This window comes from Streptomyces sp. NPDC052114, from assembly GCF_040680155.1.
In the GTDB taxonomy this organism is placed as follows: Bacteria; Actinomycetota; Actinomycetes; order Streptomycetales; family Streptomycetaceae; genus Streptomyces.
Window position 1 is genome coordinate 14,655 of record NZ_JBFAWC010000013.1, and the last position, 14,158, is coordinate 28,812.

Consider the following 14,158-nt stretch of genomic DNA (forward strand, 5'->3'; position numbering starts at 1 on the left):
CACCGCCAGCCGCACTGCCGTTGAGAGGTTGCCGCATGCCGGACGACGCCGCCGTGGCCCGCGATGCCGCCGAGGCGGACGCCGCCTTCGCGCATCCCGCCGTGAAGCCGGACGCCACCGCCTCGTACGGCGAACACCCCGACCAGGTCGTGGACTTCTACGCCCCCAAGGGGGCGGCGGCCGCGCCCGTGCCGCTGGTCGTCGTCCTGCACGGCGGCGCCTGGCGGGCACCCTACGACCGGCAGCACATCACGCCCTTCGCGGACTTCCTGGCCCGCCGCGGCTTCGCGGTGGCCAACGTCGAGTACCGCAGGGGCAGTTCGATTCCCGCGCAGGGCGGCGACGGGCCGGTGGCCGGGCGCTGGCCGGAGACGTTCGACGACGTGGCCGCCGCGTTCGACGCGCTCCCCGCGCTCGTACGGGACGCCCTGCCGTCGGCCGACCCGCGCCGCACCGTCGTGACCGGGCACTCCGCGGGCGGCCACCTCGCGCTGTGGGCGGCCGCCCGGCACCTGCTGCCCGCCGACGCGCCCTGGCGCACCGACCGCCCGGCCGCGCTGCGCGGTGTCGTCGCGCTCGCGCCGATCGCGGACTTCACGGTCGCCGAGGAGCTCGCGGTGTGCGGGGGCGCGTCGGCGCAGTTCCTCGGCGGCGCCGAGCGGTTCGCGGAGCGCCTGCCGTACGCCGACCCGGCCGCGCTGCTCCCGACGGGCATCGCCACGACCGTGGTGCAGGGGCGCACCGACATCGTCGTGCCGCAGGCCGTGGCCGAGGCGTACGCCGACGCCGCGGCGAAGGCCGGCGAGGTGGTGGGCCTGACGCTCCTGGAGGACGTGGGGCACTTCCCCCTGATCGACCCGGCGGCCGACGCGTGCGCGGTGGTGGCGGAGGAGATCGCACAGCTGGCGTTCTGAGGCGCGCCGGTCCACCGCCGGCGGAGCGTGTAGTACCTGGGACGGACCCGGCAGAACCCCTCTTGCTGCGGACGCCCCGGCAGCGGCGCCCCCGTACCTTCGTAGACGTGACAGAGACGACCACTCAGACCCAGGCGGGCAGGACGGGCCGGCCCGGCGGCGCCCCCGAGTCCCGCTTCGTGCGCGAAGCCTTCGGCGGCATGCGCGAGGCACTGTTCCGCGACGCCTTCGCCTACCGCCCGCTGCCCCCGCGGGAGACCGCGGACGGGCTCACCGCCAAGCTGCTGCCCGGGCGGATACGGGAGTACGCGGTCTGGGCACCGCACGCCCAGGTGGTGGCCGCGGCCCTGTTCACCGTGTTCATCGGCTACCAGGTGGGCTTCGAGATGGGCGGTGTGCCGCACCTGCTCATCGGCCTCGTCCCGGCGGCCACCGTCGTGATGACGCTGGTCAGGCCGGTGGGCGCCTGGTGGATCTCGCTGGCCTCCACCCCCTTCACGGGAGTCCTCGCGGGCAGCTGGGACGGCCAGCCGTGGACACCGAGCTCCTTCGTCGCGCACATCGTGGTGATGGTCGTGGTGGCGGCGCGCACCGGACCGCGCACCGCCCTGTGGATGTGGCTCGGCACGGCGGCGTACGCGGCGGCCTCCGAGGTGCTCCTCGGGAGCTACGGGTCCGACAGCCCCCAGATGCTGTTCTTCTCGGCGCTCGCGCTGCTCGTCACCACGATGGTGCACGTGCGCCGCGAGGCGCAGCGCGAGGTCACCGTGCAGCGCACCGTCACCGCCATCGAGCGCGACAAGCGCACGCTCCTGGAGGAGCGCACCACCATCGCCCGCGAGCTGCACGACGTGGTGGCCCACCACATGTCGGTGGTCGCCATCCAGGCGGAGGCCGCGCCCTACCGCGTGGAGAACCCGCCGCCCGAGCTGGAGCAGGCCTTCGTGACGATCCGCGAGAACGCGGTGTCGGCGCTGACCGAGCTGCGCCGCGTCCTGGGCGTCGTCCGGGCCGAGGACTACGAGGCGCCGGACGCCCCGCAGCCCACGCTCGCCGACCTCGACCGCCTCCTGGACAACGTCCGCGACGCGGGTCTGACCGTCGACAAGGTGATCACCGGCGCGGTGCGGGAGCTGCCGCAGGGCGTGGAGCTGTCGGCGTACCGCATCGTGCAGGAGGCGCTCAGCAACAGCCTGCGCCACGCGCCCGGCGCCCCGGCCCGCGTCGAGGTGGGATACGTCCTGGGCGGCCTGGGCCTGCGCGTCGTCAACGGCCCCGCGACCGGCCTGGTCAAGCCGTCGCCCGGCGCGGGGCACGGCATCACCGGGATGCGCGAGCGCGTCACGATGCTGAACGGCGAGATGACGGCGGAGCCGACGGCGGAGGGCGGGTACGAGGTCACGGTCTTCCTGCCGGTGCCGCTCGCGGACCGCATCGACCCGGCGGGGGAGGACGGCTCATGACGATCCGCGTCCTGATCGCGGACGACCAGATGATGGTCCGCGAAGGGTTCTCCGTCCTGCTCAACGCGATGCCCGACATCGAGGTCGTCGGCGAGGCGGTCAACGGCCGCGAGGCGGTCGACCGCGTGCGGGAGCTGACGCCCGACGTCGTCCTCATGGACATCCGCATGCCCGAGCTGAACGGCATCGAGGCGACCCGCGAGATCGTCGCCAGGGGCGGCGAGAACGGCTGCAAGGTCCTGGTCCTGACCACCTTCGACCTCGACGAGTACGTGTACCAGGCGCTGCGCGCGGGCGCCTCCGGCTTCCTGCTCAAGGACGCCTCGGCCCGCCAGCTGGCCGACGGCGTGCGGGTGGTGGCGTCCGGCGAGGCGCTGCTCGCGCCGACGGTGACGCGCCGCCTGATCACGGAGTTCTCCAAGCTCGCGGAGTCGCCGCGGCTCTCGGCGGCCGTCCAGGCGCAGCAGTACGGCGAGCTGACCGAGCGCGAGACGGAGGTCCTGGTGCTGATCGCGCAGGGCCTGTCGAACGCGGAGATCGCCTCCCGGCTCGTGGTCGCCGAGTCCACGATCAAGACGCACGTCAGCCGGGTCCTGGTGAAGCTGGGCCTGCGCGACCGCACGCAGGCGGCGGTGTTCGCGTACGAGGCGAGGCTGGTCACGCCGGGCTGATCCCCCGGCCGTGCGGGGGATCTGGTCACGCCGGGGCGCGGGGGCTAGCGTCCCGGCATGGATGCCGCCGCGGTCTTCGCCCCCTGGTCACCGGAGTTCGTCGCCGACCCCTACCCGGCGTACGCGGAGCTGCGCGCGGCGGGCCGGGCGCACCACTACGCCCCCAGCGGCCAGTGGCTGATCCCGCACCACGCCGACGTCGCGGCGCTGCTGCGCGACCGGCGCCTGGGCCGCACCTATCTGCACCGCTTCGGGCACGAGGAGTTCGGGCGCCAGGCGCCGCCGCCCGAGCACGAGCCGTTCCACGTGCTCAACGACAACGGCATGCTCGACCTGGAGGCGCCGGTCCACACCCGCATCCGCCGTCTGGTGGCGAAGGCGTTCACACCGCGCACGGTGGAGGGACTGCGGCGCTACGTCGAGGAGCTGGCGGACCGGCTCGTGGGCGAGCTGGTGGCCGACGGGGGCGGGGACCTGGTGGCGCGCGTCGCCGAACCGCTGCCGGTGGCGGTGATCGCCCAGATGCTGGGCATCCCGGAGGGCGACCGGCATCTGCTGCGGCCCTGGTCGGCCGACATCTGCGGGATGTACGAGCTGAAGCCGTCGCCCGAGACGGCCGCGCGCGCGGTCCGCGCCTCCCTGGAGTTCTCCGCCTATCTGCGCGAGCTGATCGCGGAGCGCCGCGAGAAGCCCGGCGACGACCTGATCTCCGGCCTGATCGCGGCGCACGACGAGGACGGCGGCGCGCGTCTCGGCGAGCAGGAGATGATCTCGACCTGCGTGCTGCTCCTGAACGCGGGCCACGAGGCCACGGTCAACGCCACCGCCAACGGCTGGCACGCGCTCTTCCGCCACCCCGGACAGCTCGCCGCGCTGCGCGCCGACCCGGCGGGCCTGATCCCCACCGCCGTCGAGGAACTCCTGCGCTACGACACCCCGCTCCAGCTCTTCGAGCGGTGGGTGCTCGACGACATCGAGGTCGGCGGGGTGACGATCCCCCGGGGCGCGGAGGTCGCGCTGCTCTTCGGCTCCGCCAACCACGACCCGGCGGTCTTCGCGCGCCCCGCCGAGCTGGACCTCGCCCGCCGCGACAACCCGCACATCTCCTTCAGCGCGGGCATCCACTACTGCATCGGCGCCCCGCTGGCCCGCATCGAACTCGCCGCGTCCATGGGGGCGCTGCTGCGCAGGGCCCCGCGGCTCGCGCTCGCCGCGGAGCCCGGGCGCCGGCCGAACTTCGTGATCCGGGGGCTGGGCGAGCTCCTGGTCGCGGTCTAGGAGTTCCCGCCGTCCAGGAGCCCGCGCGGCCGTCAGGTGGTCATGTCCCGGCGCCGCAGCCCCGCGAGCCCCGCCGTCACCAGCGCCGCCGCGAGCACCGCGAGGAGCAGCACCGGCGGCCACGTCATGGCGCCGCCCGGCAGCTTCGGCAGGTGCCCGAAGGGCGAGAGGTTCATGACGGCCTGCGGCAGGTCGAGCGCGGGGCCGACCCAGCCGACGGCCAGGCAGACGCCCGCCGCCGCCCACGCGGCCACCGCCGCCCTGGGGAGCGCCCCGGCCAGCAGCACCGCGAGCCCGCCGAGCACCCACACCGCGGGGAGCTGCACCAGGCAGGCGCCCAGGACCGCGCCGAAGTCCTCGCCGTGTCCGATGCCGACGCCGACCCCGGCGAGCAGCAGCAGGGCCGCCGCGCCGCCGAAGGCGATGACCAGGTGGCCGGCCGCCCACCGCAGCCGCCCCACCGCGTTCGCGAGGACCGGCTCGGCGCGCTGCGCGGTCTCCTCGCCGTGCAGCCGCAGGACGGAGGCGACGACGTAGAGGCCGGCCACCATGCCGAACATCCCGATGATCGTGGAGAGGAACGCGTCCGTGAGGCCGGACTGTCCGCCCATCCGCTGGATGATCTCGCGGGTGCTCTCGTTGTCGCCGACCACGTCGGCCGCGCCGTCCGCCATGCCGCCGAAGACGGCCCCGGCGAGCAGGAATCCGGCGCTCCAGCCGAGGACGGCGCCGCGCTGGAGCCGCCAGGCGAGCCCGCCCGCCGTGGCGAGCCGCCCGCGCGCGGGGCCCGGCCGGGTGGCCAGGAAGCTCATGCCGACGTCCCGGCGCCCGGCGAGCGTGTAGGCGGCGACGGCCTGTGCCGCGACGGCCGCCACGACGAGCGGCAGCACCCACCACCGCTCCGTAGCGAAGGCCCGCAGGTTCTCCTGCCAGCCGAGCGGCGAGAGCCAGGTCAGGACGGAGGAACCGTCCCCGGTGGACGCGTCGCCGGCCGCCCGCAGCACGTACGCCGTGCCGAGCGCGCCCGCGGTGATGCCCTTGGCGAGCCGGGCGCTCTCCGTGAGCTGGGCGGCGATCGCCGCCATCGTGGCGAACAGCATGCCCGTGCCGGCCACCCCGAGGCCGAGCGCGAGCGCGCCCGCCGTGCCCTGTCCGGCGAGTCCGGCGGTGATCAGGAGGCCGGCCGCCGTGTTCGCCACGAGGGCCGTGAGCAGCGCGGCGGTGAGCGGCGCCCGGCGTCCCACCATGGAGGCGGAGAGCATCTCCTGGCGTCCGGTCTCCTCCTCGTCGCGGGTGTGCCGTACGACGACGACCAGGCTCATCACGGCCGCGAGCACGCCCGCGTACACACCGATGCGCCAGGCGGTGAGCGCGCCGAGGGAGTCCCCGAAGGCCGGGCCGTACATGGCGCGCATCGAGGAGTTGGAGTTCATCGACTCCACGGCGTCGGCGCGCTCGGCGGCCGTGCCGTAGACGGACTCCAGGGAGCCCGGCATGGCCAGGACGAGTCCGGCGACGACCAGGATCCAGACGGGCATCATGACCCGGTCCCGCCGCAGTGCGAGCCGCAGCAGGGTTCCGGTGCCCGCGAGCTGGCGCGCGCCGCCGCCGCGCGCGGTGAAGGCGGAGCCGGTGGCGGTGGGGGCCGCGGCGGTCATCGCGCCATCACCTCGTGGTCCGACCCGGTCCGCACGTCCTCCTGGTAGTGCCGCAGGAACAGCTCCTCCAGGGTGGGCGGGGTGCTGGTCAGCGAGCGGACGCCGGACCGGGTGAGGGACGTGAGGACCGCGTCGAGCTTGTCGGTGTCGACCTGGAGCCTGACGCGGTGGCCCTGGACGTCGAGGTCGTGGACGCCCGGCAGGCCCGAGAGGCCGTCCGGTGCGCCCGCGAGTTCGGCGGTGACGCTGGTCCGGGTCAGATGGCGCAGGTCGGCCAGGGAGCCGCTCTCGACGGTCTGCCCCTTCCTGATGATGCTGACGCGGTCGCAGAGGGTCTCGACCTCGCTGAGGATGTGCGAGGAGAGCAGGATGGTCCGCCCGCGGCGGCGCTCCTCCTCGACGCAGCTCTGGAAGACCTCCTCCATCAGCGGGTCGAGGCCGGAGGTCGGCTCGTCGAGGATCAGCAGGTCGACGTCGGAGGCGAAGGCGGCGACGAGGGCGACCTTCTGGCGGTTGCCCTTGGAGTAGGTGCGCCCCTTCTTGGTGGGGTCGAGTTCGAAGCGTTCGACGAGGCGGGCGCGCCGGGTCTCGTCGAGGCCGCCGCGCAGCTTCCCGTACAGGTCGATGACCTCGCCCCCGGAGAGGTTGCGCCACAGGGTGACGTCGCCGGGCACGTAGGCGACGCGGCGGTGCAGGTCGACGGCGTCGTGCCAGGGGTCACCGCCGAGCAGCTGGGCCGCGCCGGCGTCGGCGCGGAGCAGGCCGAGCAGGACCCGGATGGTGGTGGACTTCCCGGCGCCGTTCGGGCCGAGGAAGCCGTGCACCTCGCCGGTCTCGACGTCCAGGTCGAGGCCGTCCAGCGCGTGCGTCGCCCCGAACGACTTGTGCAGTCCGGAGACGGTGATTGCCTTCGTCATGTTTCTGAACATACGCTACTTTCACAAAGTTGTGAAGTTAAGGAAGCGTATAAACTGGCCAGTACCGGGGTGAGCTGCGAGGACGGCAGAGGAGATGATCGACGCATGACGCGGGACGAGACGGCGGGCGGGACGCAGGGCGGGGCGGCCGAGGGGCAGCCCGACGCCGAGGTGGTCTCCCGCTTCGTGGAGAAGTTCGCCTCACAGCTCGTCGAGGCGGGCATGCCGCGGATGCCCGCGCGGGTCTTCGCCGCCCTGCTCGCCTCCGACTCCGGCGCGCTCACCTCGGCGGAGCTCGGGGAGCGGCTGCGGGTCAGCCCGGCGGCCGTGTCCGGCGCGGTGCGCTACCTCACCCAGCAGCACATGGTCGCCCGCGAGCGGGAGCCCGGGACGCGCCGCGACATCTTCCGGGTGCACAGCAACCAGTGGTACGAGGCGCTGGCCAACCGCGACGGCATCCTCGACCGCTGGGAGAGCGCGCTCCAGGACGGCGTCACCAGCCTCGGCGCCGACTCCCCGGCGGGCCGCCGCCTCACGGAGACGCTGGCGTTCTTCGAGTTCGTGCAGGTGGAACTGGCCGGGATGATGACCCGCTGGCGGACCCACCGGGAGTCCCTCTTCGGCCCGGAGCAGTGATCCACCGGGGGTTCCTCTGCGGCCCGGAGCAGTGATCCACCGGTAGTCCCTCTGCGGCCCGGAGCAGCCCCCTCCGGACGGCGCGGGGAGCCTCAGCGCGGCAGCGTCAGCGACCACGCCCCGGGACGGACCGTCCAGGTCCGCGTGCGGACCGGGCCCGCCACCACCGCGTCCGCGCGGTAGCGGAAGTCCGCGCCCGACACCGTCACCGTCCGCGCCCGCACCCGCAGCGGCGTCGCCTCCGCGCCCACCGAGGACGGCCGGATCTCCACCTGCGCCATGCCCCCGCCGTGCCCCGCGCGCACGCTCACGCCCTCGACCGGCTGGTCCAGGTCGACCAGCGTGACGCCGTCCGCCTCGACCCGCAGCCGCGCGGGCGCGGGCCCGGGGGGCGCCGCCACGCGTGAGGGGCGCGTGGCCAGGGTGCGTACGAAGGACTGGCAGGTGCGCAGCCAGGCGTGCCCCTCGCCCGGCGAGGCGGTGGCCGGCTCCGGGGCGGACGGCACCGGCGGGATCCGGAGGTCGCCGAGCACCACGCCGTCGCTGTCGTCCACCAGCAGATCCAGCCGCCGCTCGGCCCCTTCGAGGACCGCGCGCGCGGCGGCGACCGCCCCCGACGGCACCCCGAGCGCCCGCGCGAGCGTCTGCGCCGCGCCCACCGGGACGACCGAGAGCGCGCTCCCCGCGAGGTCCCGCTCCCGGTGCAGCGTGCCGACCGCCCGCAGCAGCGCCCGGTCGTCGCCGACCACCACGAGCCGTCGCGCACCCCTCCTGGCCAGGGCTTTCGTGAAGTCCTCGGGCCCTTCGGGCCAGCAGACCCGGACCGCCGCACCCGCACCGAGTACGTCCTTCGCGATCCGTACCGACTCACCGTCCGTGCGCCGGGCGAACGGGTCGATGACGACAAGGAGCTGGTCGCGAGCCGACAACGTGCTCCCCTTCTTTTAGCCGTTCTTTGAGACCTCGGGTAGCATCTTTGTGCAAGAGCCCCTTGCGCTATTGCGCCAGGGGCTTCGTCTATTCCGGGGCAGCATCCAAGGCACACCCATAGGGCGTCGACGCCCCAGACCTTGGACATGCCCCGCCCGGAAGGGGTGTACGCCTGTGCCCGCACTTGTGCTGCTCGGTGCTCAGTGGGGTGACGAAGGCAAGGGAAAGGCCACTGACCTGCTCGGTGGCTCGGTGGACTATGTAGTGCGCTACCAGGGCGGCAACAACGCCGGCCACACGGTCGTCGTGGGCGACCAGAAGTACGCGCTGCATCTCCTCCCTTCCGGGATTCTCTCCCCGGACTGCGTCCCGGTCATCGGCAATGGAGTCGTCGTCGACCCGTCGGTCCTGCTCTCCGAGCTGAGCGGTCTGAACGAGCGCGGCGTCGACACGTCCAAGCTGCTGATCAGCGGCAACGCGCACATCATCACGCCGTACAACGTCACGGTGGACAAGGTCGGCGAGCGCTTCCTCGGCAAGCGGAAGATCGGCACGACCGGCCGAGGCATCGGCCCGACCTACGCCGACAAGATCAACCGCACCGGCATCCGCGTGCAGGACCTCTATGACGAGTCGATTCTGCAGCAGAAGGTCGAGGCGGCCCTGGAGCAGAAGAACCAGCTGCTCACCAAGGTCTTCAACCGCCGCGCCATCGAGGCCGAGCAGATCGTCGAGCAGCTCCTGGAGCACGGCGAGAACATCAAGCAGTACGTCGCCGACACCACGCTGATCCTGAACAACGCCCTCGACGAGGACAAGGTCGTCCTGTTCGAGGGCGGCCAGGGCACGCTCCTGGACGTGGACCACGGCACGTACCCCTTCGTCACCTCGTCCAACCCGACCGCCGGCGGCGCCTGCACCGGCACCGGCGTGGGCCCGACGAAGATCAGCCGCGTCATCGGCATCCTCAAGGCGTACACGACCCGTGTCGGCGCCGGACCGTTCCCGACGGAGCTGTTCGACGACGACGGCGAGGCGCTGCGCACCATCGGCGGCGAGCGCGGTGTCACCACGGGACGGGACCGCCGCTGCGGCTGGTTCGACGCCCCGATCGCCCGCTACGCGACCCGCGTGAACGGCCTGACGGACTTCTTCCTCACCAAGCTCGACGTCCTCACCGGCTGGGAGCAGATCCCGGTCTGCGTGGCGTACGAGATCGACGGCAAGCGCGTCGAGGAACTGCCCTACAACCAGACCGACTTCCACCACGCGAAGCCGGTCTACGAAATGCTGCCGGGCTGGTCCGAGGACATCACCAAGGCCAAGACCTTCGCCGACCTGCCGAAGAACGCGCAGGGGTACGTGAAGGCCCTGGAGGAGATGTCCGGCGCCCCGATCTCCGCGATCGGCGTGGGTCCGGGCCGCACCGAGACGATCGAGATCAACTCGTTCATCTAGGGGCACGTCCGCTCGTACCGAAGGGGCGTCCCGGCTCGGCCGGGACGCCCCTTCGGCGTGGGGAAGCGGCCTTGCGCCCCGCGGCTCAGGTGTCGTCGCCGCAGATGCGCAGGCCCTCCGGGGTGGCGCAGGGGAGGTGGCCGTGGGTGCGGATGACGTCCAGGCCGTTGCCGCGCGCGTAGGCGAGGAAGCTGGAGGCCAGCGAGTCGGCGGGCGGCCGGCCGTAGGTGTAGGCGTACTCGATCTCGCGGTAGGGGTAGCCGCTCCTGCGCAGCTGCTCGGGGGAGGGCTCGTGGCCGTCGAGGTTCAGCCGGTGCAGGCCCTTGAGGCCGGTGGCGGCGCGCAGTTCGCTGTAGCCGATGGCGCCGGGGATGCGGCCGACGGCGTCGAGGACCTGGTCGGTGGAGTCCAGCTCGCAGCGGGTGACGGGCACGGACCTGTCGTCCCTGCCCAGACAGTCGTTGGACGACGCCTTGAGCTCGAAGCCGCCGCCCAGGACCCGGCGTTGGAGGGTGTCACGGGTGCCCGAGCTCGACCCCCGGCTGACCAGGACGACCGGCAGGTCGGGGCCGCCGAGCTCCTTCCAGTTGCGTACGTCGCCGCGGTAGATGCGGCGCACCTCGGGCAGCGTCAGATTCCGCAGCGGTACGCGGTCGTTGAGGACCAGCGCGAAGACGGAGACCGCCACGCGCGTCTCGGCCAGGCGCGGGAAGCCGTCGGACTTGGGGCCGTCGGAGAAGGTGAGCAGCGGAGGGGAGCCCTTCGTGCCCCCGGTGCCCGCCGGACCGGCGAACGTCCGCCCCCGGTCGTCCAGTTCGCGCACCCCCGCCGCGCTGCCGTGCGCGCTCACCTCGATGTCGGAGCCGGGGCAGTCCTCCTCGTACTTGTCCGCGAGCTCCTCGGCGACCGGCGCGAACGCCGTCGAGCCGAGCACCGTCAGCTCGCCCGTCGCGCACTCGATCGGCGGCGGGTCGTCGTCGCGCAGCACGATGATCGAGGCGAGCGTCACGACGGAGAGCGTGAGCAGCACCGTCAGGAGCCGGGCCGGGCGGGACAGCAGCGGCGGCTTGTCGTCGGGCGTGGTCGAGCGGTTGGGCTGCACCTCGCCGTCCTGGAGGCCGCCGGACATGGTGATCTCGCCGCCGACGGGTCCGCCGGTGAGCAGCACGAGGAGCTTGTAGTGCTGGCCCCTGTTGAGCGGGACGCGCGGGATGTGCAGGGTGCTGCCCTCGTAGCGCAGGCCCGCGCCCGGGGCGAAGTGCTCCATCAGGTGGTCGGCGCCGGGCGGCGCGGTGACGGCGAGTCCGCGGACGGTGCGGCCCGTGAAGACGGCGGTCAGGCCGTGCAGGGCGCGCCCGGTGTAGTCGGCGTCGGAGACGGACTGCGAGCCGTCGTTCTCGACGCGCAGCAGGACGAGCGTGGCGTCCGACATCTCGGGCGTCTCGTCGAACAGGCCGAGGCGGGCGTTGGCGCCGCCCGTGCGGACGTCGTCCCCTATGGCCGTGTCCATCTGGACGCGGTACCCGATGCGTTTGCGGCGCGGCACCCGGCGCTCGTACCAGAGCGCGCCGACGGTGGCGGCCAGGCCGAGGACCGCCGTGAGCACGGCGATGGTGTTCTCGGCGCTCAACCAGTCCATGGGCGGTGACGGTAGGCGGCCCGGGGCCGCCCGGGGGCGGCTTCCCCGTTCCGTCGGCCGCTGTTCGCCGCGGGTTCAGCTCGCCCTCGTCGTACGCGGACCGCTCAGCTCCTGTCGTACGTCAACTCGCCCGTGCCGTCGGTGTTCGCGCGGCGCAGCTTGCCGTTGCCGAGAATCGTGACGACGCTCGACTCGCCCGGGGTGCAGGACTCCATGGGCTCGCCGACCGTGACGTCCGTGGGGCCGATGCGCAGGCGGTCCTCGGAGGCGGAGACGAGCTTGCCCTGGAACACGCAGTGGTAGGTGCCGCCGTCCTTCGTGGGCCCGTCCGCCGTCACGGAGAGCACGGTGTCGCCCACCTCGCCCTGCTGGAGGGTGAGTTCACGGGTGCTGTGGCCGGAGTCGGTGTCGAGCCCGCCCGTCCAGGTGCCCAGGTACTTGTCGGGGACCGTGCCGTCCTGGCCGGCGGGTGTGGTCGCGTCCTCGGTGGTCGGACCCGGCGTCGGCGAGTCGCTGCCCGGCGTCGTCGGGGCGCTGCTCGCCGAGTTCTTGCCGTCGCCGCCCTGCTTGTCGGTGCCGTCGCCGTTCATGACGGCGTACACCGTGCCGCCCGCTCCGATGGCCACTATCAACGCGACGACGATCAGCGCGGCGGTCGAACGGCCGCTGCGGCGCGGGGGTTCGGGCGTGGTCGCGGGGAGGTACAGACCGGGGCCGTACGGCGGGGTGGCGCCGTGGCCCGGCTGCTGGTGGGGGTAGCCGTAGGCGACGGGCTGCGGGTGCTGCTGCGGATAGCCGTACGCGGGGGTGCCGGGCGGCGGGGTGGGCGGCGGGGCCTGGCCTGCCACCATGGTCGGCAGGTGGTCGAGGGGCGCGCCGCCGGGCCTGCCGGGCGGCGGGGGCGTGGCGTCGGGGCCGTCGTGGGCGGGGGGAGCCGTGGGCGCGGGCGTGCTCGGCGGGGCGGGTGCCGCCGGGGCGGCGGGCGCCTCCGAAGGGGCCGGGCCTTCCGGGGAATCCGGTGCCCCCGCGGGAGCGGACGCCTCCGGAGCGGCCGGTGCCACCGAGGCCGCCCCCGTCTCGTCCGGGTCCTCCGCGTCCAGCAACTGCACGGCGTGCCGCCCCAGTTGGGCGACGAGGGCGCCGGGCAGCCAGGGGTCGAGCGCGCGGCCCTCGCCGAGGGCGTCCGCCGCGCCCGTGCGCTCCAGGATCTCGTCGAGGGAGGGGCGGGCCGCCGGGTCCTTGCGCAGGCACAGGCCGATCAGCTCGGCGAGGTTCTCGGGGATGCCCGCCAGATCGGGCTCCTCCTGCGCGATGCGGAACATCAGCGCGTGCACCCCGCTGTTGGCGGTGCCGAACGGCAGCGCGCCCGACGCCGCGTAGGCGAGGACGGAGCCGAGGCAGAAGACGTCGCACGCCGGGGTGATGCGGTCCCCGCGCACCTGCTCGGGCGCCATGAAGCCGGGCGAGCCGACCAGCGCGCCGGTGCGCGTCAGGCCGCCGTCGGTGACCGTCTCCAGGGCCCTGGCTATGCCGAAGTCGATGACGCGGGGGCCGTCGATCGTGATCAGCACGTTCGACGGCTTGAGGTCGCGGTGGACGATGCCCGCCGCGTGGATGTCCTTGAGCGCGCCCGCGAGCCCGGCCGCGAGGACGGTGACGGACCGCTCGGGCAGCGGGCCGTGGCCGTGCGAGACGACGCTCTGCAGCGAGGGGCCCGCGACGTACCCGGTGGCGACCCAGGGGATCGCCGCCTCGGTGTCCGCGTCCAGGACCGGCGCCGTCCACGCCCCGCCGACCTGCCGCGCGGAGCGCACTTCCTGGCGGAAGCGGTTCCTGAACTCCTCCTGCTCGGCCAGCTCCTGGCGGACGAGCTTGACCGCGACCGTGCGGCCCCGCCCCGACCGCGCCAGATAGACCTGCCCCATCCCGCCGGCACCGAGCCGCGCCAGCAGTCGGTACGCGCCGATCCGCTGTGGATCTCCGGGCCCGAGCTTCTCCATCGCCGCACCGACCTCCCCCATTGGTGTGCAACAGAGTGAGGATAGTGCGGCCCTACGACAGGGTGGACCGGACCGCTCTCTACGGTTCCGTAACGGGTTCCGGATCGGGCTCCGTGACGTTGTCCAGCACCTCGGACAGGCGTTCCAACACCCGTACGGTTTCCTCGAAACCGTCCTCGCCGAGCGCGGCCGAGAGCCATCCGGCGAGCTCCGCGTGGCCCGGGTCGATCCTGGCGACCGCCGCCCGGCCCGCCTCCGTCGGGCGCAGCAGTTTGGCGCGGCGGTGGGCCGGGTTCGGCACGTACTCGGCGAGGCCCTCGCGCGCCAGGAGATCGGCCACGCGCTGCACGCTCTGCCGGGTGATGCCCATCGCGCGGGCGATCCCCGCGACGGGCAGCGGCTCGCGCAGCACCGCGCCGAGCACCTGCCACCAGGCGGCGGTCAGGCCCGCGGGCTTCGCCAACTCCTCGGAGGCGGTGAGGAACTGGCCGTTGAGACGGAAGACGGTCAGGGCGGTGCGGCTGAGCAGGTCCTGCTGTGCGCGGCGCTCCGCCGCCCGCTCCGGGGCGCGGTCGGGGTCGGTCATCGTCCGTG

The 14,158-nt window shown here is 73.7% G+C and carries 12 protein-coding genes; 6 read left to right on the forward strand and 6 right to left on the reverse strand.

The genetic code is table 11. The annotated features are described in order from the left end of the window. Positions 1-35 precede the first annotated feature (35 nt). From AB0L89_RS27070 to AB0L89_RS27085, 4 genes are all read left to right on the forward strand, one after another. Entirely contained in the window at positions 36-914 is an 879-nt protein-coding gene (locus tag AB0L89_RS27070) for an alpha/beta hydrolase (protein WP_365145978.1), read from the forward strand. A 200-nt stretch (positions 915-1,114) separates the two neighbouring features. Then, positions 1,115-2,377: a histidine kinase gene (locus AB0L89_RS27075; protein WP_365146550.1), complete on the forward strand. Its 1,263-nt coding sequence runs from the start codon at positions 1,115-1,117 to the stop codon at positions 2,375-2,377. Beyond that, a complete protein-coding gene (locus AB0L89_RS27080; RefSeq protein ID WP_365145981.1) occupies positions 2,374-3,048 on the forward strand; it encodes a response regulator transcription factor in 675 nt (224 codons plus the stop codon). The genes AB0L89_RS27075 and AB0L89_RS27080 overlap by 4 nt, the downstream gene beginning before the upstream one ends. A 57-nt stretch (positions 3,049-3,105) precedes the next feature. Continuing rightward, positions 3,106-4,326, forward strand: a complete 1,221-nt coding sequence (locus AB0L89_RS27085) for a cytochrome P450 (RefSeq protein WP_365145983.1) — start codon at positions 3,106-3,108, stop codon at positions 4,324-4,326. Positions 4,327-4,358: 32 nt separating this feature from the next. Here the strand turns inward: AB0L89_RS27085 and AB0L89_RS27090 are convergent, their stop codons facing one another. Both AB0L89_RS27090 and AB0L89_RS27095 read right to left on the reverse strand, forming a co-directional pair. Then, positions 4,359-5,984, reverse strand: coding sequence for an ABC transporter permease (locus AB0L89_RS27090; RefSeq protein ID WP_365145986.1), 1,626 nt, complete (start codon positions 5,982-5,984; stop codon positions 4,359-4,361). Beyond that, entirely contained in the window at positions 5,981-6,901 is a 921-nt protein-coding gene (locus AB0L89_RS27095; RefSeq protein ID WP_365145988.1) for an ABC transporter ATP-binding protein, read from the reverse strand. The genes AB0L89_RS27090 and AB0L89_RS27095 overlap by 4 nt, the downstream gene beginning before the upstream one ends. 222 nt (positions 6,902-7,123) lie before the next feature. On the opposite strand from AB0L89_RS27095, the gene AB0L89_RS27100 reads away from it, so the two are divergent. Further along, positions 7,124-7,537 (forward strand): helix-turn-helix domain-containing protein, encoded by a 414-nt coding sequence (locus tag AB0L89_RS27100; protein WP_365146553.1) that lies wholly within the window; start codon positions 7,124-7,126, stop codon positions 7,535-7,537. A gap of 92 nt (positions 7,538-7,629) precedes the next feature. On the opposite strand, the gene AB0L89_RS27105 is transcribed toward AB0L89_RS27100, so the two are convergent. Further along, the gene (locus AB0L89_RS27105) at positions 7,630-8,466 is read right to left on the reverse strand and encodes a diacylglycerol kinase family protein (RefSeq protein ID WP_365145991.1); all 837 of its coding nucleotides are present in this window, start codon (positions 8,464-8,466) and stop codon (positions 7,630-7,632) included. Between the two features lie 175 nt (positions 8,467-8,641). Here AB0L89_RS27105 and AB0L89_RS27110 point away from each other — a divergent pair, with 175 nt between their 5' ends. Continuing rightward, complete coding sequence (locus tag AB0L89_RS27110) at positions 8,642-9,925, forward strand: adenylosuccinate synthase (protein ID WP_365145994.1); 1,284 nt, start codon at positions 8,642-8,644, stop codon at positions 9,923-9,925. Between the two features lie 85 nt (positions 9,926-10,010). Here the strand turns inward: AB0L89_RS27110 and AB0L89_RS27115 are convergent, their stop codons facing one another. The 3 genes from AB0L89_RS27115 to AB0L89_RS27125 all read right to left on the reverse strand — a co-directional run bounded on the left by AB0L89_RS27115 (position 10,011) and on the right by AB0L89_RS27125 (position 14,150). Beyond that, complete coding sequence (locus tag AB0L89_RS27115) at positions 10,011-11,564, reverse strand: substrate-binding domain-containing protein (protein WP_365145997.1); 1,554 nt, start codon at positions 11,562-11,564, stop codon at positions 10,011-10,013. A 104-nt stretch (positions 11,565-11,668) separates the two neighbouring features. Further along, positions 11,669-13,564 carry a serine/threonine-protein kinase gene (locus AB0L89_RS27120; protein WP_365146556.1) on the reverse strand — a complete coding sequence of 632 codons (1,896 nt, stop codon included), beginning with the start codon at positions 13,562-13,564 and terminating at the stop codon, positions 11,669-11,671. Between the two features lie 79 nt (positions 13,565-13,643). Next, complete coding sequence (locus tag AB0L89_RS27125) at positions 13,644-14,150, reverse strand: MarR family transcriptional regulator (RefSeq protein ID WP_365146000.1); 507 nt, start codon at positions 14,148-14,150, stop codon at positions 13,644-13,646. Positions 14,151-14,158: the final 8 nt, after the last annotated feature.

Coding starts and splice junctions, on each gene's coding strand:
- AB0L89_RS27070 (WP_365145978.1), top strand. CDS start 36: ATGCCGGACGACGCCGCCGTGGCCCGCGATGCCGCCGAGGCGGACGCC.
- AB0L89_RS27075 (WP_365146550.1), top strand. CDS start 1,115: ATGCGCGAGGCACTGTTCCGCGACGCCTTCGCCTACCGCCCGCTGCCC.
- AB0L89_RS27080 (WP_365145981.1), top strand. CDS start 2,374: ATGACGATCCGCGTCCTGATCGCGGACGACCAGATGATGGTCCGCGAA.
- AB0L89_RS27085 (WP_365145983.1), top strand. CDS start 3,106: ATGGATGCCGCCGCGGTCTTCGCCCCCTGGTCACCGGAGTTCGTCGCC.
- AB0L89_RS27090 (WP_365145986.1), bottom strand. CDS start 5,984: ATGACCGCCGCGGCCCCCACCGCCACCGGCTCCGCCTTCACCGCGCGC.
- AB0L89_RS27095 (WP_365145988.1), bottom strand. CDS start 6,901: ATGACGAAGGCAATCACCGTCTCCGGACTGCACAAGTCGTTCGGGGCG.
- AB0L89_RS27100 (WP_365146553.1), top strand. CDS start 7,124: ATGCCGCGGATGCCCGCGCGGGTCTTCGCCGCCCTGCTCGCCTCCGAC.
- AB0L89_RS27115 (WP_365145997.1), bottom strand. CDS start 11,564: ATGGACTGGTTGAGCGCCGAGAACACCATCGCCGTGCTCACGGCGGTC.
- AB0L89_RS27120 (WP_365146556.1), bottom strand. CDS start 13,564: ATGGAGAAGCTCGGGCCCGGAGATCCACAGCGGATCGGCGCGTACCGA.
- AB0L89_RS27125 (WP_365146000.1), bottom strand. CDS start 14,150: ATGACCGACCCCGACCGCGCCCCGGAGCGGGCGGCGGAGCGCCGCGCA.